General features: G+C 69.2%; 18 protein-coding genes. 10 read left to right on the forward strand and 8 right to left on the reverse strand.

Features of this window, described 5'->3' with window-relative positions:
* Positions 1-133: 133 nt before the first annotated feature.
* Positions 134-2,425, reverse strand: a complete 2,292-nt coding sequence (locus ACIRB1_RS31440) for a (Fe-S)-binding protein (RefSeq protein WP_403467760.1) — start codon at positions 2,423-2,425, stop codon at positions 134-136.
* Positions 2,426-2,665: 240 nt separating this feature from the next.
* Here ACIRB1_RS31440 and ACIRB1_RS31445 point away from each other — a divergent pair, with 240 nt between their 5' ends.
* From ACIRB1_RS31445 to ACIRB1_RS31470, 6 genes are all read left to right on the forward strand, one after another.
* Positions 2,666-3,688, forward strand: a complete 1,023-nt coding sequence (locus tag ACIRB1_RS31445) for an MraY family glycosyltransferase (RefSeq protein WP_403467761.1) — start codon at positions 2,666-2,668, stop codon at positions 3,686-3,688.
* Positions 3,689-3,784: 96 nt separating this feature from the next.
* A complete protein-coding gene (dnaK, locus tag ACIRB1_RS31450; RefSeq protein ID WP_266770130.1) occupies positions 3,785-5,629 on the forward strand; it encodes a molecular chaperone DnaK in 1,845 nt (614 codons plus the stop codon).
* Positions 5,626-6,300: a nucleotide exchange factor GrpE gene (gene grpE / locus ACIRB1_RS31455; protein WP_352183868.1), complete on the forward strand. Its 675-nt coding sequence runs from the start codon at positions 5,626-5,628 to the stop codon at positions 6,298-6,300. The genes dnaK and grpE overlap by 4 nt, the downstream gene beginning before the upstream one ends.
* A gap of 60 nt (positions 6,301-6,360) precedes the next feature.
* Complete coding sequence (gene dnaJ, locus ACIRB1_RS31460; protein WP_352183869.1) at positions 6,361-7,548, forward strand: molecular chaperone DnaJ; 1,188 nt, start codon at positions 6,361-6,363, stop codon at positions 7,546-7,548.
* 5 nt (positions 7,549-7,553) lie between these two features.
* Positions 7,554-8,006, forward strand: a complete 453-nt coding sequence (locus ACIRB1_RS31465) for a heat shock protein transcriptional repressor HspR (protein WP_033284884.1) — start codon at positions 7,554-7,556, stop codon at positions 8,004-8,006.
* A 306-nt stretch (positions 8,007-8,312) separates the two neighbouring features.
* Positions 8,313-9,419: a substrate-binding domain-containing protein gene (locus ACIRB1_RS31470; RefSeq protein WP_352183870.1), complete on the forward strand. Its 1,107-nt coding sequence runs from the start codon at positions 8,313-8,315 to the stop codon at positions 9,417-9,419.
* Between the two features lie 243 nt (positions 9,420-9,662).
* On the opposite strand, the gene ACIRB1_RS31475 is transcribed toward ACIRB1_RS31470, so the two are convergent.
* From ACIRB1_RS31475 to ACIRB1_RS31485, 3 genes are read right to left on the reverse strand one after another with little or no spacing between them, the layout of a single operon-like run.
* On the reverse strand, positions 9,663-10,505 hold the full coding sequence (locus tag ACIRB1_RS31475) for a transglutaminase domain-containing protein (protein ID WP_403467762.1): 843 nt from the start codon (positions 10,503-10,505) through the stop codon (positions 9,663-9,665).
* 1 nt (position 10,506) lies between these two features.
* A complete protein-coding gene (locus tag ACIRB1_RS31480) occupies positions 10,507-11,439 on the reverse strand; it encodes an alpha-E domain-containing protein (RefSeq protein ID WP_352183872.1) in 933 nt (310 codons plus the stop codon).
* On the reverse strand, positions 11,436-12,980 hold the full coding sequence (locus ACIRB1_RS31485; protein WP_352183873.1) for a circularly permuted type 2 ATP-grasp protein: 1,545 nt from the start codon (positions 12,978-12,980) through the stop codon (positions 11,436-11,438). Before ACIRB1_RS31485 ends, ACIRB1_RS31480 begins: the two co-directional genes overlap by 4 nt.
* Before the next feature lie 262 nt (positions 12,981-13,242).
* Between ACIRB1_RS31485 and ACIRB1_RS31490 the strand changes: the two genes are divergently transcribed.
* The gene (locus tag ACIRB1_RS31490) at positions 13,243-14,304 is read left to right on the forward strand and encodes a helix-turn-helix transcriptional regulator (RefSeq protein WP_352183874.1); all 1,062 of its coding nucleotides are present in this window, start codon (positions 13,243-13,245) and stop codon (positions 14,302-14,304) included.
* On the opposite strand, the gene ACIRB1_RS31495 is transcribed toward ACIRB1_RS31490, so the two are convergent.
* Together ACIRB1_RS31495 and ACIRB1_RS31500 are read right to left on the reverse strand one after the other, a co-directional pair.
* Positions 14,267-15,238: a LuxR C-terminal-related transcriptional regulator gene (locus tag ACIRB1_RS31495; RefSeq protein ID WP_403467763.1), complete on the reverse strand. Its 972-nt coding sequence runs from the start codon at positions 15,236-15,238 to the stop codon at positions 14,267-14,269. The two genes, ACIRB1_RS31490 and ACIRB1_RS31495, sit on opposite strands and share 38 nt — an antisense overlap.
* Entirely contained in the window at positions 15,235-16,272 is a 1,038-nt protein-coding gene (locus tag ACIRB1_RS31500; RefSeq protein ID WP_352183876.1) for a helix-turn-helix transcriptional regulator, read from the reverse strand. Before ACIRB1_RS31500 ends, ACIRB1_RS31495 begins: the two co-directional genes overlap by 4 nt.
* A gap of 297 nt (positions 16,273-16,569) precedes the next feature.
* Here ACIRB1_RS31500 and ACIRB1_RS31505 point away from each other — a divergent pair, with 297 nt between their 5' ends.
* Positions 16,570-16,905, forward strand: coding sequence for a hypothetical protein (locus tag ACIRB1_RS31505; RefSeq protein WP_266770105.1), 336 nt, complete (start codon positions 16,570-16,572; stop codon positions 16,903-16,905).
* Between the two features lie 140 nt (positions 16,906-17,045).
* Here ACIRB1_RS31505 and ACIRB1_RS31510 read toward each other — a convergent pair whose 3' ends face one another.
* Positions 17,046-17,459 carry a pyridoxamine 5'-phosphate oxidase family protein gene (locus ACIRB1_RS31510; protein ID WP_403467764.1) on the reverse strand — a complete coding sequence of 138 codons (414 nt, stop codon included), beginning with the start codon at positions 17,457-17,459 and terminating at the stop codon, positions 17,046-17,048.
* A 132-nt stretch (positions 17,460-17,591) separates the two neighbouring features.
* Here ACIRB1_RS31510 and clpB point away from each other — a divergent pair, with 132 nt between their 5' ends.
* Both clpB and ACIRB1_RS31520 read left to right on the forward strand, forming a co-directional pair.
* A complete protein-coding gene (gene clpB, locus ACIRB1_RS31515; protein WP_352183879.1) occupies positions 17,592-20,213 on the forward strand; it encodes an ATP-dependent chaperone ClpB in 2,622 nt (873 codons plus the stop codon).
* A 125-nt stretch (positions 20,214-20,338) separates the two neighbouring features.
* The gene (locus ACIRB1_RS31520; protein ID WP_352183880.1) at positions 20,339-20,872 is read left to right on the forward strand and encodes a YbjN domain-containing protein; all 534 of its coding nucleotides are present in this window, start codon (positions 20,339-20,341) and stop codon (positions 20,870-20,872) included.
* A gap of 140 nt (positions 20,873-21,012) precedes the next feature.
* Here ACIRB1_RS31520 and ACIRB1_RS31525 read toward each other — a convergent pair whose 3' ends face one another.
* Positions 21,013-22,242, reverse strand: coding sequence for a pyridoxal phosphate-dependent aminotransferase (locus ACIRB1_RS31525; RefSeq protein ID WP_352183881.1), 1,230 nt, complete (start codon positions 22,240-22,242; stop codon positions 21,013-21,015).
* Positions 22,243-22,292 lie beyond the last annotated feature (50 nt).

The raw sequence follows: 22,292 nt of genomic DNA on the forward strand, positions 1-22,292 counted from the left end.
AAACACTCGGCTGGAAAACCCCAGCCGAGCGCCTGCGTGATCTACTGACAGCCGCGTAAGCCATCAGGTGTTGCGAGGACCCCAAGAATCCGCCGTGTGAGGGCGCGGGGCGTCGTCGTAGCCGAACGGGGTGTTACTTCACCGGCTGGGGCTCCGGGGCGTTCTCCGGTTCCGAGGTGCCCGCCGGGGGCTCGTCCTCGGTCGGCTTCTTGACCGAGTCGAGGAGGAGCTGGGCCACGTCGACCACCTGGACCGACTCCCTCACTGCCCCGTCGTTCTTCTTGCCGTTGACGGAGTCGGTCAGCATGACCAGGCAGAAGGGGCAGGCCGTGGAGACGATGTCCGGGTTCAGGGAGAGGGCTTCGTCGACGCGTTCGTTGTTGATGCGTTTGCCGATGCGCTCTTCCATCCACATGCGGGCGCCGCCGGCGCCGCAGCAGAAGCCGCGTTCCTTGTGGCGGTGCATTTCCTCGTTGCGCAGGCCGGGGACGCTGGCGATGATCTCGCGCGGGGGTGTGTAGATCTTGTTGTGGCGGCCCAGGTAGCAGGGGTCGTGGTAGGTGATGATGCCCTCGACCGGGGTCACCGGGACCAGCCTGCCCTCGTCCACCAGGTGCTGGAGGAGCTGGGTGTGGTGGATGACCTCGTAGTCGCCGCCGAGCTGCGGGTACTCGTTGCCGATCGTGTTGAGGCAGTGCGGGCAGGTCGCGACGATCTTCTTCGCCGACCTCGGCTTCGCCGACGCGGCGACCACCGCGCCGTCGTCGTCGAGTTCCTCGCCGAAGGCCATGTTCAGCGCCATGACGTTCTCCATGCCGAGCTCCTGGAACAGGGGCTCGTTGCCCAGGCGGCGGGCGGAGTCACCGGTGCACTTCTCGTCACCGCCCATGATCGCGAACTTCACGCCCGCGATGTGCAGGAGTTCCGCGAAGGCCTTCGTGGTCTTCTTCGCCCGGTCCTCCAGCGCGCCCGCGCAGCCCACCCAGTACAGGTACTCGACCTCGGTGAGGTCCTCGATGTCCTGGCCGACGACGGGGACCTCGAAGTCGACCTCCTTGAGCCATTCCAGGCGCTGCTTCTTCGCCAGGCCCCAGGGATTGCCCTTCTTCTCCAGGTTCTTCAGCATCGTGCCGGCCTCGGAGGGGAACGCCGACTCGATCATCACCTGGTAGCGGCGCATGTCGACGATGTGGTCGACGTGCTCGATGTCCACCGGGCACTGCTCCACACAGGCGCCGCAGGTGGTGCACGACCACAGGACGTCCGGGTCGATGACCCCGCCCTCCTCGGCCGTGCCGATCAGGGGGCGCTCCGCCTCCGCCAGGGCCGAGGCGGGGACATCCTTCAGCTGCTCCTCGGTGGCTTTCTCCTCGCCCTCCATGGACTTGCCGCCGCCCGCCAGCAGGTAGGGGGCCTTGGCGTGCGCGTGGTCCCGCAGCGACATGATCAGGAGCTTGGGGGAGAGCGGCTTGCCGGTGTTCCAGGCCGGGCACTGCGACTGGCAGCGCCCGCACTCCGTGCACGTGGAGAAGTCCAGCAGGCCCTTCCACGAGAACTGCTCCACCTGGGAGACGCCGAAGACGTCGTCGTCACCGGGGTCGGCGAAGTCGATCGCCCTGCCCCCCGAGGTCATGGGAAGCAGGGCGCCGAGGGAGGTGGCGCCGTCCGCGTTGCGCTTGAACCAGATGTTCGGGAACGCCAGGAAACGGTGCCAGGCCACACCCATGTCCGTCTTGAGGGCGACCGTGATCATCCAGATGAAGGAGGTCGCGATCTTCACGCCCGCGAAGAAGTACGTGAGGTTCTGGAGTGTGGAGACGTCCAGGTGGCGCAGCGCCGAGACGACGGGGTACGAGATGAAGAACGAGGCCTCGTAGGCGTCCACGTGGTGCTGGGCGCCCTCCAGGGCGTGCAGCATGAAGATGCACACGCCGACGATGAGGATGACGGCCTCTACGAAGTACGCCTGGCCGAAGTTGGAGCCGGCGAAGCGGGACTTGCGGCCCGGCTTGTTCGGCTTGTTCAGCTGGCGGATCGCGATGAGGACCAGGATGCCGAGGACCGTCATCGTGCCGATGAACTCGACGAAGACGTTGTACGGCGCCCATTCGCCGATGACCGGCAGCAGCCAGTCGGCCTGGAAGAGCTGGCCGACGGCGTTGACGATCGTCAGCAGCAGTGAGAAGAAGCCCACCGCCACGAACCAGTGCGCGACGCCGACGACACCCCAGCGGTTCATCCGGGTGTGGCCGAGGAACTCCTTGGCCACGGTGACGGTGCGCTGGACGGGCTCGTCGGTGCGGGTGCCCTTGGGCACGTTCTGGCCGAGTCGCATGAAGGTGTAGATCTGGAGGACGGCGCGGGCGAACAGCGCCACACCGACCACGATCAGAACCAGCGACACGATGATCGCGGCGAGTTGCATTTCAGGGCTCCTCGGGCCTGCGAGGGGTCAATGGCATCACCGCTCAGCACATTACTAAGCGGTAACTTAATCGGTTCGACCGAGACTACCCCTATCTTGCGTCGCACTGTAGCCAGCCGTGCGGTGACGTGCGTCGCTGAGGGTCGCCTAAAAAGACCTGCTCCGGGCAGTTCTCAAGCTTGTTACGGTCTGATCGTGTTATTCGTACTGAATTGGTACATTTGCGGCTAATTTGGATTCGTGCTCTACGGGATTCTCGCCGCCACGACCGCCCTCCTCCTCTCCGCCCTGCTCGCCGCACTGCTCCGAGTGCCCGCGCTCCGGGCCGGACTCGTCGACCGGCGGCGACGGACCCGACCCGTTCCGCTGCTCGGGGGACTGGCGGTCGCCCTCGCCGTCTCGGCGGTCACCTGGGCGTGCGACCGGACCGGACTCGCCCCCCTCGGCGACGGCGTCGACGGCCTGCTGGCCGCCGGGGGCGCGGTCGCCGGGCTGGGGCTCGTCGCCGACGTCTGGCGGCTGAAGACCCGGTTCCTGGTCCTCGGTACGACCGTGGCGGCCGCCTGTGTCGTGCCGTACGGCGAGATCGGGGTGCCAGGCGGGGCGCTGGCCGTGGTGTGGATCGTGTTCGTCGCTGGTGCCTTCAAGGGGCTCGATCACGCCGACGGGCTCGCGGGGACCATCGGGGTGATCACCGCCTTCGGGGTCGGGGCCTGTGCCGCGATGGAAGTGATGGACGGGCTCGCGGTGTTGCTCAGTGTGCTGGCCGCCGCGCTCACCGGGTTCCTGATGCACAACTGGCATCCCGCGCGGATCGCGCTCGGCGCGTGCGGGTCGCTGTTCACGGGGTTCCTGCTCGCCTCGGCCGCCGTGCTCACCCAGGCCGGGCGCGCTCCGGGTGACGGTGCGGGCGTGCTGTTCTCGCTCACCGCCGTCGCCAGCGCCGACGCCGTACTGGTGCTGCTGTCGCGGCGGCTGGCCGGGCGGGCGCTGCTGCGGGGCGGGCCGGACCATCTCGCCCACCGGCTGCGGCGGTTGGGGCTCACTCCGCAGGGGGCGGTGGTCCTCCTGGCGATCGGAGGGTTCTCCGGGGTGCTCGTCGGGGTGCTCGTGCACAACGGGTGGGTGGACGGTTCCGCCGTCATGTGGGTGGTGGGTGGGGCCCTTGTTGTCGTGTTCGGGCTGCTTAAAGTCTCGGTCTACGGGGGACGGCGTGCCGTATCGACGCAGGTCAGGGCGCAGTTGCGTGTAAGGAACGGATAAGAGTTGAGTCCGCCCGACTCAGCTCTGTTGACCCAGCGGTGAGTGTCGTGCACACTTGAGTCCGTTCCACTCAAGTCATTGCTGGAGGAATCAACCATGGCACGTGCGGTCGGCATCGACCTGGGCACGACTAACTCCGTCGTCAGCGTTCTTGAAGGCGGCGAGCCCACCGTCATCACCAACGCAGAGGGCGCCAGGACCACGCCGTCCGTCGTCGCCTTCGCCAAGAACGGCGAGGTGCTCGTCGGAGAGGTGGCCAAGCGCCAGGCGGTCACGAACGTTGACCGGACCATCCGTTCCGTGAAGCGCCACATGGGCACGGACTGGAAGATCGAGCTCGACGGGAAGAACTTCAACCCGCAGCAGATGAGCGCGTTCATCCTGCAGAAGCTGAAGCGCGACGCCGAGGCGTACCTGGGCGAGAAGGTCACGGACGCGGTCATCACCGTCCCGGCCTACTTCAACGACTCCGAGCGTCAGGCGACGAAGGAGGCCGGCGAGATCGCGGGCCTGAACGTCCTGCGCATCGTGAACGAGCCGACCGCCGCGGCGCTGGCGTACGGCCTCGACAAGGACGACCAGACGATCCTCGTCTTCGACCTCGGTGGCGGCACCTTCGACGTGTCCCTCCTGGAGATCGGTGACGGCGTCGTCGAGGTGAAGGCCACGAACGGCGACAACCACCTCGGTGGTGACGACTGGGACCAGCGCGTCGTCGACTACCTGGTGAAGCAGTTCGCCGCGGGCCACGGCGTGGACCTGGGCAAGGACAAGATGGCCCTCCAGCGTCTCCGCGAGGCCGCCGAGAAGGCCAAGATCGAGCTGTCCAGCTCCACCGAGACCTCGATCAACCTGCCGTACATCACGGCGTCCGCCGAGGGCCCGCTGCACCTGGACGAGAAGCTCACCCGCGCCCAGTTCCAGCAGCTGACGGCCGACCTGCTGGAGCGCTGCAAGACGCCGTTCCACAACGTCATCAAGGACGCCGGCATCTCGATCAACGAGATCGACCACGTCGTCCTCGTCGGTGGCTCCACCCGTATGCCGGCCGTCGCGGAGATCGTGCGCGAGCTGACCGGCGGCAAGGACGCCAACAAGGGCGTCAACCCGGACGAGGTCGTCGCCATCGGCGCGTCCCTCCAGGCCGGTGTCCTCAAGGGCGAGGTCAAGGACGTCCTGCTCCTCGACGTGACCCCGCTGTCCCTCGGCATCGAGACCAAGGGAGGGATCATGACCAAGCTCATCGAGCGCAACACCACGATCCCGACCAAGCGGTCCGAGATCTTCACCACCGCCGAGGACAACCAGCCCTCCGTGCAGATCCAGGTCTACCAGGGCGAGCGCGAGATCGCGGCGTACAACAAGAAGCTCGGGATGTTCGAGCTGACCGGTCTGCCGCCGGCCCCGCGCGGTGTCCCGCAGATCGAGGTCTCCTTCGACATCGACGCCAACGGCATCATGCATGTCACGGCCAAGGACCTCGGCACCGGCAAGGAGCAGAAGATGACCGTCACCGGCGGCTCCTCGCTGCCGAAGGACGAGGTCGACCGCATGCGCCAGGAGGCCGAGCAGTACGCGGACGAGGACCACCGCCGCCGCGAGGCCGCCGAGTCCCGCAACCAGGGCGAGCAGCTCGTCTACCAGACGGAGAAGTTCCTCAAGGACAACGAGGACAAGGTCCCCGGCGAGGTCAAGACCGAGGTCGAGGCCGCCGTCGAGGAGCTGAAGGCCGCGCTCAAGGGCGAGGACACCGCCGAGATCCGCACCGCCACCGAGAAGGTCGCCGCGGTCTCGCAGAAGGTCGGCCAGGCCATGTACGCCGACGCCCAGGCCGGTCAGGCCGCCGGCGGCGACGCCCCGGGTGCCGAGGCGCCCAAGGCGGACGACGACGTGGTGGACGCCGAGATCGTGGACGACGAGCGCAAGGACGGTGCCGCGTGACGGAGGAGACCCCGGGCTTCGAAGAGAAGCCCGACGTCCCCTCCGGCGCCACCCCCGACGACGCCGAGCCGCAGGCCGCCTCCCCCTCCAGCAGTGGGGAGGGGGCGGCCCCGGCAGGGGACGCAAGTGCACAGATCGCCGGTCTGACGGCCCAGCTGGACCAGGTGCGCAAGGCGCTCGACGAGCGCACCGCGGACCTCCAGCGGCTCCAGGCCGAGTTCCAGAACTACCGCCGCCGGGTCGAGCGCGACCGGATCGCGGTCAAGGAGATCGCCGTGGCGAGCCTCCTGACCGAACTGATGCCCACGCTCGACGACATCGGTCGCGCGCGGGAACACGGTGAACTCGTCGGCGGTTTCAAGTCGGTGGGCGAATCCCTGGAGACCGCCGCGGCGAAGATGGGGCTTCAGCAGTTCGGCAAGGAGGGCGAGCCCTTCGACCCGACGATCCACGAGGCCCTGATGCACTCGTACGCGCCGGACGTCACGGAGACGACCTGCGTGGCGATCCTCCAGCCCGGGTATCGCATCGGCGAGCGCACCATCCGCCCCGCGCGGGTGGCGGTCGCGGAGCCGCAGCCCGGCGCCGCGCAGACCGGCAAGGCGGAGTCCTCGGACGCCGCCGAGACGGCGGACGACGACAAGGAGAGCGGTGGCCCGGACGAGGGCTGACATCGCACCCCACGGGACTCGCACGGCGAGTAGCACCAGAGGAAAGGAGGGACGTCGAGGATGAGCACCAAGGACTTCATCGAGAAGGACTACTACAAGGTCCTCGGCGTCCCCAAGGACGCCACCGAGGCCGAGATCAAGAAGGCGTACCGGAAGCTCGCCCGCGAGTTCCACCCGGACGCCAACAAGGGCAACGCCAAGGCCGAGGAGCGCTTCAAGGAGATCTCCGAGGCCAACGACATCCTCGGTGACCCCAAGAAGCGCAAGGAGTACGACGAGGCCCGCGCCCTGTTCGGCAACGGCGGCTTCCGCCCGGGGCCGGGCGGCGCGGGCGGCGGCAACTTCAACTTCGACCTGGGCGACCTCTTCGGAGGCGGCGCCCAGGGCGGTGGCGCCGGGGGTGCCGGCGGCTTCGGCGGCGGGATCGGTGACGTCTTCGGGGGCCTGTTCAACCGGGGTGGCGCGGGCACGACCCGTACCCAGCCCAGGCGCGGCCAGGACATCGAGTCCGAGGTCACGCTCAGCTTCACGGAAGCGATCGAAGGGGCCACGGTGCCGCTGCGGATGTCCTCGCAGCAGCCCTGCAAGGCCTGTTCGGGCACCGGCGACAAGAACGGCACACCGCGCGTGTGCCCGACCTGCGTCGGCACCGGCCAGGTGGCGCGCGGCTCCGGCGGCGGCTTCTCCCTCACCGACCCGTGCCCCGACTGCAAGGGCCGCGGCCTCATCGCCGAGCACCCCTGCGTCGAGTGCAAGGGCAGCGGGCGCGCCAAGTCGTCCCGGACCATGCAGGTCCGGATCCCCGCGGGGGTCACGGACGGCCAGCGCATCCGGCTCCGCGGCAAGGGCGCACCGGGCGAACGCGGCGGACCCGCGGGCGACTTGTACGTCATGGTGCATGTCGACGCGCACCCGGTGTTCGGCCGCAAGGACGACAACCTCACGGTGACGGTCCCGGTGACGTTCGCCGAGGCGGCACTCGGCGGCGAGGTCAGGGTGCCCACCCTGGGCGGGCCCCCGGTGACGCTGAAGCTGCCCCCGGGCACGCCGAACGGCCGGACGATGCGCGCCCGGGGCAAGGGCGCGGTCCGCAAGGACGGCACGCGGGGCGACCTCCTCGTCACGGTCGAGGTGAGTGTCCCGAAGGACGTCACGGGGAATGCTCGTGACGCACTGGAGGCGTACAGAGAGGCGACCGCGGGAGAGGACCCGCGGGCGGAGCTGTTCCAGGCCGCGAAGGGAGCATGAGAGTGATGGACGGCCGTCGACGCAACCCGTACGAGCTGACCGAGGAGACCCCGGTCTACGTCATCTCGGTGGCGGCCCAGCTCTCCGGCCTGCACCCGCAGACGCTGCGTCAGTACGACCGCCTCGGCCTGGTCTCCCCGGACCGCACGGCCGGGCGCGGCCGGCGCTACTCGGCCCGCGACATCGAACTGCTGCGCACCGTCCAGCAGTTGTCGCAGACCGAGGGCATCAACCTGGCGGGCATCAAGCGCATCATCGAGCTGGAGAACCAGGTGGTCGCGCTCCAACAGCGCGTCGCCGAGCTCCAGTCGGCGGTCGAGGGCGCGGCGGCGACGATGCAGCAGCGCGAGGCCGCGGTGCACGCGTCGTACCGGCGCGACCTGGTGCCGTACCAGGAGGTCCAGCAGACCAGTGCGCTGGTGGTGTGGCGGCCGAAGCGGCAGCAGTCCTCGGACTGACGTCCACGCACACACGGAAGGGGCCCGGAGTTTTCTCCGGGCCCCTTCCGCATGCCGCCTGGCGCGGAGAGGGCGGAGTCGGTCGCGCCGATCTTTGCCCTTTCATGAACTTCCGCTGGATGGAGGGTCCGTAAAGGGTGTTTGAAGGTGATTTCGCGAGGTCTCCACATGCCGAACGGAACGTGGCGTTGCCATCTCGTTAAGTGGTTCCGCTTGACGGCGGTGGTCGCATCCGCGTTGGCTTTTCAGTCACCTGGGTTGCAATGCTGCACCCTCGTCCGGACGGCACCAGAAGTGAGCACCCCAATGCGTCGTATCGCCATACCCGTGGCCGCGTTCTCGCTGGCCCTCCCCCTGGCCGCCTGTGGCGTCCTCAACTCCTCGGGGAGCAGCTCGGACGCGACTCCGGCGAAGGGCAACGACATCACGGTGGGCGTGCTCATGCCGGAGAAGACGAACACGCGGTACGCGGAGTTCGACTACCCGATCATGAAGGCGAAGATCCAGGAACTCACCGCGAACAAGGGCAAGGCCGAGTACGAGAACGCCGGTGGCGTCGCGTCCGTCCAGGACAAGCAGATGCAGAAGATGATCGACGAGAAGGTCGACATCATCGTGCTCGACGCCGTCGACTCGCACGCCATCCGGACGATGGTGGCGAAGGCCAAGGCGGCCGGCATCCCGGTCATCGCCTACGACCGTCTCGCCGAGGGCCCGGTCGACGCGTATGTCTCCTTCGACGGCGAACTGGTCGGCGAGGTGCAGGGCCGCTCCCTGCTCGAGGCGCTGGGCGGCAACGTGGACACCTCCGACAAGATCGTGATGATCAACGGCTCGCCCACCGACCCCAACGCCGCGGTGTTCAAGGGCGGCGCGCTGTCCGAGTTGCAGGGCAAGGTGACGATCGCCGAGAGCTACAACACCAAGGCCTGGGACCCGGTCGTGGCCCAGAAGGAGATGACCGAGGCGATCGGCAAGCTCGGCAAGGGCAACATCGCCGCCGTGTACTCCGCCAACGACGCGATGGCCGGCGGCATCATCAAGGCCCTGAAGGCCTCGGGCCTGACGAAGCTGCCCCCCGTCACCGGCCAGGACGCCGAACTCACCGCCGTGCAGCGGATCGTGACCGGCGAGCAGTACATGAGCGTCTACAAGCCGTACCCCGACCTCGCCGAGGCCGCCGCGAAGATCGCCGTCGCCAAGGTCCAGGGCAGGGACATCGAGTTCGACGCCCTCACCCGTGACAACGTGGACAGCCCCACGAACAAGAAGATCCCCTCGCAGCTGGTGTCCGTGGTCGCGCTGACCAAGGACAACATCAAGACGACGGTGGTCGCGGACGGGATCTACAAGATCTCCGACATCTGCACCTCCGACTACAAGAGCGCGTGCGCGACCATCGGGCTGAAGTAGCGCCCGGTCGGCCGCTGTCGGCGACGACCGGGGTGGTGCGGACCGGGCCCGTGGCCGTGAAGCGCCGTCCGTGCCCCACCAGTGGCCGCGTCGAGGGCGTGGAGGCGCTCGTGGTCGTTCCCCGCGCACAGGGTGCCGTCCGCGCCCGTGGGGCCGACCGGACGGCCCCACGGGCGCGGAGGCGCGGTTCGTCGACTCGTCGACCGGCCGGCATGGTGAGGGGCGTGGCCCGCCGCCGTGCGCTCATGCCACCCGGGTGAACTCCACCGTCACCTCCGGCGGCCCGCCCGCCACTCCTCGGTAGATCCCCTTGTGCGGGGTCACGTCGTCGTAGTCCCGCCCCCGCCCGACCACCACATGGGACTCGTCGGGCCGGGTCCGGTTGGTGGGGTCGTAGCCGCACCAGTCGCCCGCCCAGTACTCGATCCAGGCATGGCTCTGGCCGGCCACCGGGCGGTGCAGCTCGGCCTCCCGCTCCGGGTGGAGATACCCGGAGACATAGCGCGTGGGCAGGCCGAGCCCCCGCAGCAGCGCGATGGTCACATGGGCGATGTCCTGGCAGACCCCGGCGCCCTGCTCCCAGGCCTCGGTGGCCGAGGTGTTCACGCCGGTGACGCCGGGCAGGTAGGCCACCCGGTCGGCGACCAGCGCGGAGACCGCCACCGCCGTCTCGTGCGGATCGAGCCCTACGGCGCTCCTGCGCGCCTTCTTCAGCAGCTTGGGCGGGACCGTCGTACGGACGGTGGGGCCGAGGAATTCCAACAGGCGCGAGTTCGCGGCCCGTTCGGTCACCTCCTGCCAGTCGGGCGCGGGCCCGAGCTCCTCCGGCGGGGACGTCTCGACGAGGCTCGACGCGGTGATCGTGAGATCGGCGTGCGGGTCCATGAGGTCGAAGCCGGTGACCTGGGTGCCCCAGTAGTCCCAGTACGACCAGGTCGGCGTCGTCGGGTTGACGGTCACGCGTGCGTCCAGCGTGGTCTGGCCGGGCAGCGTGAGCGGTGTCATCCGGACCTCGTTGTGGGAGGAGACGGCCGCCTGGGTGTACGACACGTGGGTGGTGTGACGGATGCGAAGCCTCCGGGTCATCTCAGGCTCCTTCCTGGGCCCACTCGACGGGCCCCTGGTACGGGAAGAACAACTCCGCGACCGCTTCCGCCGAGTCCATGCAGGCGTGCTGCAAGTCCTTGAGGAGGGCGGGCAGTTGCTCTTCCAGGGCGTGCGAGTCCAGGTATTCGAGACGGGTGCGCAGCCGGCCGATGGGACGGCGCGCCGGGTCCTGCCGCTGGCGCCCGAGCGCGGTCAGGCACTCCTCGGCCGTCGTCAGCGCGTGCAGCGCCGAGCGCGGGAAGTCCCGGTCCATGAGCAGGAATTCGGCCACGCGCGGGGTGTCCCCGAACCCGCCGTACACCCGCGCGTACGCCTCGTCGGCGCCGCTCGCGCTGAGCAGCGTCGGCCAGTCGGGCGCGTGCGCCGCGTCCAACACCCGTACCGACAGCAGCCGTACGGTCATGTCGACCCGTTCCAGGCTCCTGCCGAGGACGACGAAACGCCAGCTGTCGTCCCGGCTCATCGTCGAGTCGGCGAGCCCGAAGAACAACGCGGCCCGTCTGCGCACGAGTTCGAGATAGGAGTACGGGCCGGTGCGGCGGGCCGCGAGGCGCTGGTCGGCCAGGGCGTGCCAGGTGGAGTTGAGGCACTCCCACATCTCCGAGGAGACGGCCTCCCGGGCGCTGCGGGCGTTGAGGCGGGCGGCGCCGAGCGCGCCCTCGATGGAACAGGTCGACCGGGCGTCGAACGCGAGCTGGTCCAACACCTGCTGCATGTCCACGCGTTGACCGCCCGCGTCGACCCCGAGGATCGCGTACAGCGACCGGCAGGCCGCGTCCTCGTCGCGCCAGGGGTCCTCCAGCAGACGGTGCAGATAGGCGTCGAGGATGCGCCCGGTGGCGTCCGCCCGCTCGACGTAGCGGCCCGTCCACGTCAGGGCCTCGGCTATCCGGGAGAGGATCACGTCGTTCACTGCTGCGCCCCTTCCTGTACGACCGTGGGGTTGCCGTCGGGGCCGAGCTGGCGGGGTGCCACCTCGGGCAGTGCGCCGTCCGGGGCGGCCGGTTCGGGCTGTTCGGCGGGGCCCTCCGCGAGCACCCAGGTGTCCTTGGAGCCGCCGCCCTGGCTGGAGTTGACGATCAGGTTGCCCTCCTGGAGGGCGACGCGGGTGAGGCCGCCGGGCAGCACCCAGACGTCGGTGCCGTCGTTCACGGCGAACGGCCGCAGGTCGATGTGGCGCGGTGCCATGCGTTCGCCCGCGAGGGTGGGGGAGGTGGAGAGGGCGACCGGGCGCTGGGCGATCCAGCCGCGCGGGTCGGCGGCGACGGCTTTGCGAGTGCGTTCGAGGGTCTTCGCGTCGGCCTTGGGTCCGATGACGATGCCCATGCCGCCCGCGCCGTCGACGGGCTTCACGACCAGCTGGTCGATCTGGTCGAGGACCGCCTCCAACTGCCCTGGCTCGTCGGGCCGGTAGGACTCCACGTTGGGGAGAACCGGTTCCTCGGAGAGGTAGTAGCGGATGAGGTCGGGGACGTAGGTGTAGAGGAGCTTGTCGTCCGCGATGCCGTTGCCCACCGCGTTCGCGAGTGTGATGTTCCCGGCCTGGGCGGCGTTCATGATGCCCGGGCAGCCGATCACCGAGTCGGGGCGGAAGTGCAGCGGGTCGAGGAAGTCGTCGTCGAGCCGCCGGTATACGACGTGGACGGGCACCTCGCCGCGCGTGGTCCGCATCCACACCCGGTTGTTGCGGCAGACCAGGTCGTGCCCCTCGACCAGCTGCACGCCCATCAGCCGTGCCAGCAGGGCGTGTTCGAAGTAGGCGGCGTTGCTCGGCCCCGGGGTGAGGACCACGACGCGCGGGTCCTGGGTGCCGGCGGGCGCGGCGGCCCGCAGCGCGGCGAGCAGGCGTTGCGCGTATCCGTCGACGGGGACCACGTGCTGCTCGGCGAAGAGGGAGGGGAAGATCCGCGTCATGGCCCTGCGGTTCTCGATGACGTACGACACTCCGCTCGGCACCCGGACGTTGTCCTCGAGCACCCGGAAGTCGCCGGCCTCGTCACGCACGAGGTCGATGCCGGCGACGTGGATGCGGACCCCGCCCGGTGGCTCGACCCCCTGCGCCGCCCGGTGGAAATGGGTCGAGTTGAGAAGCAGCCGCCAGGGCACGACCCCGTCCTCGAAGGCGCGGCAGTGCGAGTACGCGTCGGAGAGATAGGCCTCCAGTGCCCGCACCCTCTGCGCCACCCCGCGCTGGATGAGGTCCCACTCCAGCGCGTCGATGATCCTCGGCACCAGGTCCAGGGGCCATGGTCGTTCCTCGCCCGCGAAGGCGTAGGTCACGCCGCGGTCGGTGAAGGCGCGGGCCATCTGGTCGGCCCGGAAGCGCAGTTCACTCGGCTCGATCGGCTGGAGTGCCGCCAGTACCGGCTCATAGGCGGCTCTGACCTCACCCGGCCGCACAAACATCTCGTCCCACGCATCGGCCAATGCGTATGCGTCAAATATGTCCGCCATGAGGGGACGTTAAGTGCGATACGTAACACCGTGATCTCTGAGTGATTTCCGGCAGCTCACGCGGAAAGTGATACGACGAGAGGCTCGATGGCACTGGCCGGACACCCCCCAGCTTGTTGCAAGGTGAGCCACGGAGGCCGGGATATAGCGGGCGATACCGGAGGTTTTCGGGGGCTGTTCGAGGGGGAGGCGTGTTGCGGAGCAGGTCGGGTCCGCGCATAGTTGCGCTGCAAAGAGGCGGGAAGCGGGGGTGGGATGGGCGATGGCCGGGCACGGGACGGACGAGCATCCACACGGTGCTGACCGACTCTGCGGCCCCGGGGACCGTGTGTACTCCCGGGCCGTACGGCGGGGCCGAGTGCCGCGCACGGACGCCGAACCGGTGCCGTGCCTGCTGGAGCTGGCCCTCCTCCACCCCGACCCCGACGACATGGCCTGGCTGGTGCCGACCTCCCCGCAGGAGGTCATGACCCGCCTGCTGCGCGGGGTCTACGACGAGGTCAGCGAGAGCCACCGGCGGGTCGGCTCCGCGGTCGCGGCCTTCGAGCGGTACGCCGGTCTCGGCCGCCGTATCCAGGCGCCCGCGACGGCGTCGGCGGCGCTGGAGGGCGGTGCCGCGATCCGCGTCCTGGACGGGCTGTCCCGTATCCAGGCGGCGATGGACGACGCGACGGAGGCCTGCACCGGCGAGGTCCTCACCGTCCAGCCCGGCGGCATCCGTCGCGAACCGGAACTCACCGAGGGCCTGCACCGCGCCCTCGCCCTGCGCTCACGCGGGGTACGGATGCGCGACCTGTACACCCATGTGGCCCGCCACGGCCAAGGCCTGCTGAACTACCTGGAGTTGATGGGCGACGCGGTGGAGGCGAGGACGCTCGACGAGGTCGTCGACCGCCTGATCCTCTTCGACCGCACGGTCGCCTTCATCCCCGCCAACGCCGACCACACGATGGCCCTGGAGCTGCGGCATCCCGCGCTGATCGAGTACTTCGTCACCGTCTTCGACCGCCTGTGGCGCCTCGCCATCCCGGTCGCCGCCCCCCTGCCCGACACCGGCATCGAGGGCATCTCCCACCGCGAACAGTCCATCGCCGCCCTCCTCGCGGACGGCCACCAGGACGCGGTGATCGCCGAACGCCTCGGCATAAGCGTCCGCACCTGCCGCGCCCACATCGCCCGCCTCTCGGAGACCCTCGGCGCGGCCAGCCGCACCCAACTCGGCGTCCGCATAGCGCAGGTGGGCCTGGACGGCCCCACGTCCCGCCACCCGGACGTCCCGGTCCAGCTCACCCCGGCGGATCGAGAATCCCCGACTGCCCGATGAGATAGCCGAGTTGGGCCCGGCTCTCGCTGCCGAGGGTGGCGGCGAGTTTGGCGATGTGGACGCGGGCGGTGCGGATGTTCATGCCGAGGCGGTCGGCGATGACGGCGTCGGTGTGGCCTTCGACGAGGAGGTTCGCTATGGCTCGTTGGCGGGGGGTGATGCCGTTCGTGGACGGGCGCTGGACCGCCTCGGGATACATGGGGGTGGCGAGGCGCCAGAGGCGGTCGAAGGTGGTCGCGAAGTAGTCGATCAGCGCGGGGTTGCGGACCTCCAGGGCGAGGCTCCGGTCCCTGCTGGCGGGGATGAACGCGACCCGGCGGTCGACGACGATGAGCCGGTCGGTGACCTCGTCCAGGGTGCGGGCCTCCGCGTCGCCCCGCAGCTGCTCGTAGCGGGCCAGGACGAGCGGCTTGTGACGCTGGGTGTGCTGGTACAGGGTGCGGATGCGGCCACCGCGGTCCAGCAGGGCCTGGTCGCGGACGAGCGCGACGGCCTGGGCCTCCTCGCTGCGCGGGGTGACGTTGGGCTGGATGGCGAGAAGCTCGTCCGTGGCGTCCGCCATGGCCTCGGTGATCGCCTCGTTGATGCGCGCCTTGTCACCGAGGACGGTGAGCGCGGGGGAGTCCGCGGCCGTACGGGACCCGTCGAGCCGCAGCAGCGGCGCGAAGGCGGTCTCCAGGCGCTCCTCACGGCGCCGCTCGTCCGCGATGCGCTCGGCCGACCGCCGCAGCAGACGGTGGAGCACGGAGGCGGGAGCGACCGGGCGCAGCCGCCCGGGATCGGCTTCGTCGGGATGCAGCAGTCCGAGACCGGCCAGGCAGGGTGCCGTGTCCGCGTCCTCGGCAGGGACTCGCCCGTCGCGCAGCGCGCGGATGTACAGGCTCAGGCCTTCCGCGCACAGTTCCTCCGCTCCGTGCGTGTGCGCCTCGGTCACGGCGGGCTGTCTCCCTCCTGCGCCGGCTGGTCCTTCTGAAGGATTCCCGACTGAGCTATGAGGAAGCCGAGTTGGGCGCGGCTGCCGCTGCCCAGGGCGGTGGCGAGCTTGGCGATGTGGGCCCGGCAGGTGCGCACGTTCATGCCCAGGCGCCGGGCGATGGCCTCGTCGACGTGGCCCTCGACCAGCAGCTTGGCGATGGAGTGCTGGATGTCGGTGATGCCGTCGGGGGCGGTCTCGTAGGGACTGCCGGCGCTCAGCGGGACCGCGCGGCTCCACATGAACTCGAAGACCTTGATCAGATAGCCGACGAGCCCCGGGTGGCGCAGCTCCAGGGCGACCTGCCGGTCGTCCCGGATGGGGATGAAGGCGACCGTCTCGTCGCAGATGATCAGGCGCTCGACCAGCTCGTCGATGGTCCGGTACTCCGCCTTGCCGTTGGCGAACTGGTCCACGTAGGCCAGCCGCTCGGGGATGTACCGGGCGGTGTGCTGGTACAGGGTCCTGATGCGCACGCCGCGCTCGATCAGGGTCCTGTCGCGCTCCAGGCCCTCGATGATCCGGCGCTCGGGATGGCGGACGCTGGGCTGCACCGTGAGCACCTCGTTGCGGCACTGGTCCGTGGCCAGGTCGAGGGCTCCGTTGATGCGGTCGAGGCCCTCCAGCACGGTGATCGAGTGCGCCGGGGCCGAGCCCTGCGCGGTGAGCGTCATGAACGGCTCGAAGACCTCGGCCAGCTCCATGGACGTGCGTCTGCGCTCGGAGATCTCGCGTTCGAGCGGGTTGAGCCGCAGGGACAGCGCCACCGCGGGGGGAACCGGCCGGAGCCAGTTCTCGTCGTCAGGATCGGCGTGCAGGAGGGCGAACTCCATCAGACAGGGAGCGGCCTCCACATCCACACGGGCGACCCGTCCTGTGCGCAGAGCGTTGGCATATACGCGCCTCCCCTCCTCACACAGTTCAGCGACGGTGTGGGGATGTGTCGCTTCTGTCGGATTTGTCGTCAAATCTCCACCCCCCAGGGTCCTGAACATGCAGGAACATGATGCACTCATTGTGTGGTCATGACGTGCCTGAATGAGCCATCGTCTTATCAGACGGGGGAAGAGGGGACCTTCAAGTGAGGACGAAGCCGACTATGCGTAAGAGAATGCTTCGCTCGGTGCTTGTCGCCGCCTTCTCCGCCGTTGTGGCCTTCGGAACGCTGAGTGGCCTCTCTGGTGCGAAGAGCGACATGCGAGCGGGGGACACCCAATGGTCAGCGGTGAGGGCCGACGCGGTCGTCAGCGATGCCGTTGTGGCCACACCCGGCGACACCCAATGGTCTTAACATGACAACACCTCCTGACGACCGCAGCTTCCGTCGCGAAATGGCCACGGCCTACCGCTCCGGCTGGCACTTCATCGACCTGGCCACCGCCATCCCCCACAGCGGTGACTCGCTCATGGTGACCGTGTTCGGTGAGCCGGTCGTCGTGACGCGGGACGAGGACGAGGACGTACGGGCGTACCGGTGTCTGCGGCGGCCTCGGGGGGCGCCGCAGCCAGTGCGATGTGCCATTCGGTACGGAATGATCTTTGTGAATCTTGACCAGCGAGACCACCGGCTGGTGGAACCGGATGCCCCCGACGTCCAGACCATCTCAGCCACCCCCCGCAGTGCCTGACGCGATTCCCCCGTCGTAAAAGATCGCTCAGGTGCTTCCCCCCGCAGCGGCGTCACCGTGACCTGAACACGGTGACGCCGCTGCAGTTTGTGCGGAATGTGCGGGTATGCCCCCCGCCGTAGTGGCCGGAAATGATCGCTTCAGCGCTTTCCCATGGCCCGTGTCAGCTCAATCTCGATCACCACGCGCGACGGGTTCGGCGACGGCGTCCGCCCATAGCGCTCCGCGTACCGGCGCTCCGCCTCGGTGACCCGGTCGCGTTCGGCGCGTACGAAGGCCCGGCCCTCCAGCGTGGCCCAGCGCCGCCCGTCCACCTGGCAGACGGCCACCCGCGCGCCCTCGGGGCCGGCGGCCAGCACGTTCGCCACCTTCCTGCTCGACTTGTTCGCGATGACCCGAGCGAGGCGCGCCTCCGGGTCGTATGTCACTCCGACAGGGACGACATGCGGGCTGCCGTCCGGGCGCGGGGTGGTGAGGGTGCACAGGTGCCGTTCCTGCCAGAAGCCGAGGTACGACGGGTCGGGGGCGCCCGGGTCGGCGGGGTGGGTGGTCATGTCTCCGGAACTTAGTCGCCGGATCGCTCCCACCACTGCCTTGAGTGGAATAGACTCAACTTTGTGCACGTTGACCGTGTCATTCCGTGCACGAAGGTCGCACGCAGGTCGTAGGAGGAGGAGTACCGGAACGTGGACGCCGAGCTGACCAACAGGAGCCGGGACGCGATCAACGCGGCCAGCAACCGTGCCGTGACCGGGGGGCACGCCGACCTGACCCCGGCGCACCTGCTTCTCTCGCTGCTCGCGGGAGAGGACAACGAGAACATCACCGACCTGCTGGCCGCCGTCGACGCCGACCAGGCCGCCGTACGCTCCGGGGCCGAGCGGGTGCTCGCCGGGCTGCCCAGCGTGACCGGGTCGACCGTCGCGCCCCCGCAGCCCAGCCGTGAGCTGCTCGCGGTGATCGCGGACGCGGGCGAGCGTGCCAGGGAACTCGGCGACGACTACCTTTCGACCGAGCATCTGCTCATCGGTATCGCCGCGAAGGGCGGGGCGGCCGGGGACGTACTCTCCCGGCAGGGCGCCGGTGCGAAGCAGTTGCTGGACGCGTTCCAGAAGAGCAGGGGAGGGCGCCGGGTGACCACACCCGACCCCGAGGGTCAGTACAAGGCGCTGGAGAAGTTCGGTACGGACTTCACGGCCGCCGCGCGCGAGGGCAAGCTCGACCCGGTCATCGGGCGGGACCAGGAGATCCGCCGGGTCGTCCAGGTGCTGTCCCGCCGCACGAAGAACAACCCGGTGCTGATCGGCGAGCCCGGCGTCGGCAAGACCGCCGTCGTCGAGGGGCTCGCGCAGCGGATCGTCAAGGGGGACGTGCCGGAGTCCCTCAAGAACAAGCGGCTGGTCTCGCTCGACCTGGGCGCGATGGTCGCGGGCGCGAAGTACCGCGGTGAGTTCGAGGAGCGGCTCAAGACCGTCCTCGCGGAGATCAAGGACTCCGACGGCCAGATCATCACCTTCATCGACGAACTCCACACCGTCGTGGGCGCGGGCGCAGGCGGCGACTCCGCGATGGACGCCGGCAACATGCTGAAGCCGATGCTGGCCCGCGGCGAACTCCGCATGGTCGGCGCGACCACCCTCGACGAATACCGCGAACGCATCGAGAAGGACCCGGCGTTGGAGCGCCGCTTCCAGCAGGTGCTGGTCGCCGAGCCGAGCGTCGAGGACACGATCGCGATCCTGCGCGGCCTGAAGGGACGCTACGAAGCGCACCACAAGGTCGTCATCGCGGACAGCGCGCTGGTCGCCGCCGCGACCCTCTCCGACCGCTACATCACCTCCCGCTTCCTCCCCGACAAGGCGATCGACCTCGTCGACGAGGCGGCGTCCAGGCTGCGGATGGAAATCGATTCCTCCCCGGTCGAGATCGACGAACTCCAGCGCTCCGTCGACCGGTTGAAGATGGAGGAGCTGGCCCTCGACAAGGAGAAGGACGCCGCCTCCATCGAGCGCCTGGAGAAGCTGCGCCGCGACCTGGCCGACCGCGAGGAGGAACTCCGGGGTCTCAACGCCCGCTGGGAGAAGGAGAAGCAGTCCCTCAACCGCGTCGGCGAGCTGAAGGAGAAGCTCGACGAACTCCGCGGCCAGGCCGAACGCGCCCAGCGCGACGGCGACTTCGACACCGCGTCCAAGCTGCTCTACGGCGAGATCCCCTCCCTGGAGCGGGACTTGGCGGAGGCCTCCCAGGCGGAGGAGGCGTTGGCATCGGCCGCCTCCGGCGGGGGCGCCAAGGACACGATGGTCAAGGAGGAGGTCGGTCCGGACGACATCGCGGACGTCGTCGGCTCCTGGACCGGCATCCCCGCAGGCCGCCTCCTGGAGGGCGAGACCCAGAAACTCCTGCGCATGGAGGAGGAGTTGGGCCGCAGGCTGATCGGCCAGCGCGAGGCGGTGGAGGCGGTGTCGGACGCCGTACGGCGCACCCGCGCGGGCATCGCGGACCCCGACCGCCCGACCGGCTCCTTCCTCTTCCTCGGCCCGACGGGCGTAGGAAAGACGGAACTCGCCAAAGCACTGGCGGACTTCCTCTTCGACGACGAGCGGGCGATGGTCCGCATCGACATGTCGGAGTACGGCGAGAAGCACAGCGTGGCCCGGCTGGTCGGCGCCCCGCCCGGCTACGTCGGCTACGAGGAGGGCGGTCAGCTCACCGAGGCGGTGCGCAGGCGGCCGTACTCGGTGATCCTGCTCGACGAGGTCGAGAAGGCGCACCCGGAGGTCTTCGACGTCCTGCTCCAGGTACTGGACGACGGCCGTCTGACCGACGGCCAGGGCCGCACGGTCGACTTCCGCAACACGATCCTGATCCTCACGTCCAACCTGGGCAGCAACTTCCTGATCGACCCGGTCACCGGCGAGGAGGAGAAGAAGAACCAGGTACTCCAGGTGGTGAGGGCGTCCTTCAAGCCGGAGTTCCTGAACCGGCTGGACGACCTGGTCGTCTTCTCCGCCCTCAACCGCGAGGAACTCGGCCGCATCGCCGCCCTCCAGATCGACCGGCTGGCCAAGCGCCTCGCGGAACGCCGCCTCACCCTGGAGATCAGCGACGAGGCCCTGACCTGGCTCGCGGACAACGGCAACGACCCGGCATACGGCGCACGCCCGCTCCGCCGTCTCGTCCAGACCGCCATCGGCGACCGCCTCGCCAAGGAGATCCTGGCGGGCGAGGTCAAGGACGGCGACACGGTCCGGGTGGACGGGTTCGGGGATGGGTTGATCGTGGGGCGGGCGACGGGGAAGACGCTGTAGGTGGCACCGTAGGGCCCTGGGCCGACTGGATCAGGTCAGCCCAGGGCGGACAGTCCCGGCAGGGGTTGCCACCCCCCTCCCCGGATGGGGGAGGATGGCGGAATCCGTACGAAGGGAAATACACGGTGAGCATCGACCCGTCCTCGATTCCGAACTTCGGGGGCCAGCCCGAGCCGAACCCCCAAGGACCGGCGGGCCCCGTCGTCCCGGATCAGGACCTTGTGAAGCAGCTCCTCGACCAGATGGAGCTGAAGTACGTCGTCGACGACGAGGGTGACCTCGCGGCGCCGTGGGAGCAGTTCCGTACGTATTTCATGTTCCGGGGCGAGGACGACCAGCTCGTCTTCTCGGTGCGGACGTTCTACGACCGCCCGCACGAGATCGACGCCAAGCCGCAGCTGCTGGAGTCCATCGACGACTGGAACCGTCGCACCCTGTGGCCCAAGGTCTACAGCCACACCCATGACGACGGCACCGTCCGTCTCATCGGTGAGGCGCAGATGCTGGTCGGTACCGGCGTCGACCTGAACCACTTCGTGTCCTCGACGGTCAGCTGGGTGCGCGCCGCGATCGAGTTCGACCGCTGGCTCGTCGAGCAGCTCGGCCTCACCGAGGAAGTCGACGAGGCCGCGGAGAAGCCCGAGGACGACGAGGAGTAGGTCTTCTCGGTCCTCCGGGTTCCGCCCGGTCCGGTACGGTACGGTCCGGTACGACGTACGACCTACGTCGTACGACGCGTGACGCACGGCCTGCGCCCGTCCACAGCCTGTGGACGGGCGCAGGCCGTTGTGCCTCGGTCTCAGCCGGCCAGCTTCTTCAGCCGGTCCACCGCTTCTTCCAGGACGCTCACCTTCTTGCAGAACGCGAACCGGACGAACGGCGCGCCCGCGTCACGGTGGTCGTAGAAGACCGCGTTCGGGATGGCGACGACCCCGGCGAGTTCCGGGAGCGCGCGGCAGAAGGCGAAGCCGTCGCCGTCTTTGGACAGCTCCGCGCCGAGGGGGCGGATGTCGGTGGTGACGAAGTAGGTGCCGGCCGGGCGGAAGACCTCGAAGCCCGCGTCCGTGAGGCCGGTCGCCAGGACGTCCCGCTTGGCCTGCATGTCCGCGCGGAAGGCGTCGAAGTACGAGTCCGGCAGCGCGAGGGCCTCCGCGACCGCGTACTGGAACGGGCCCGAGGCCACATACGTGAGGAACTGCTTCGCCGACCGTACGGCGGTGACCAGCGGGGCCGCGGCCGTCACCCAGCCGACCTTCCACCCCGTGAACGAGAACGTCTTGCCCGCCGACCCGATCGACACCGTCCGCTCCCGCATCCCCGGGAAGGTGGCGAGCGGGATGTGCTCGGCGCCGTCGAAGACCAGGTGCTCGTACACCTCGTCGGTGATCACCAACAGATCGCGTTCTACGGCGAGTTCGGCGACGGCGGTGAGTTCCTCGCGGGTGAGGACGGTACCGGTGGGGTTGTGCGGGGTGTTGATCAGGAGCAGGCGGGTGCGGTCGGTGACGGCGGCGCGCAGCTCGTCCAGGTCGAGGCGGAAGTGCCGGTGTGCGACTCCGTCGCGGGGGACCTCGGAGGGGCGCAGGGTGACCGGTACGCGGGTGCCGCCCGCCATGGCGATGCAGGCCGCGTAGGAGTCGTAGTACGGCTCCAGGGCGATGACCTCGTCGCCGGGCTCGACCAGGGCGAGGAGAGCCGCGGCGATGGCCTCCGTCGCGCCCGCCGTGACCAGGACCTCGGTGTCGGGGTCGTAGGAGAGGCCGTAGCGGCGCTGCTGGTGGGCGGTGATCGCGGTGCGGAGTTCGGGGACGCCGGGGCCGGGCGGGTACTGGTTGCCGCGTCCGTCGCGCAGGGCGCGCACCGCCGCCTCGCGGATCTCCTCGGGGCCGTCCGTGTCGGGGAAACCCTGGCCGAGGTTGATCGAACCTGTCTTCAGGGCGAGCGCGGACATTTCGGCAAAGATCGTGGTCCCGAACTCGGCGAGCCGGCGGTTGAGGAGGGGGCGTGCGGTGGAGGTCATGCCGGTCATCCTGCGCCCAAGCTCTGGAGTTCCTCAACTCTGCTTTGGCAGATGAGACG

Source organism: Streptomyces sp. NPDC096013, from assembly GCF_044763565.1.
GTDB lineage: Bacteria > Actinomycetota > Actinomycetes > Streptomycetales > Streptomycetaceae > Streptomyces.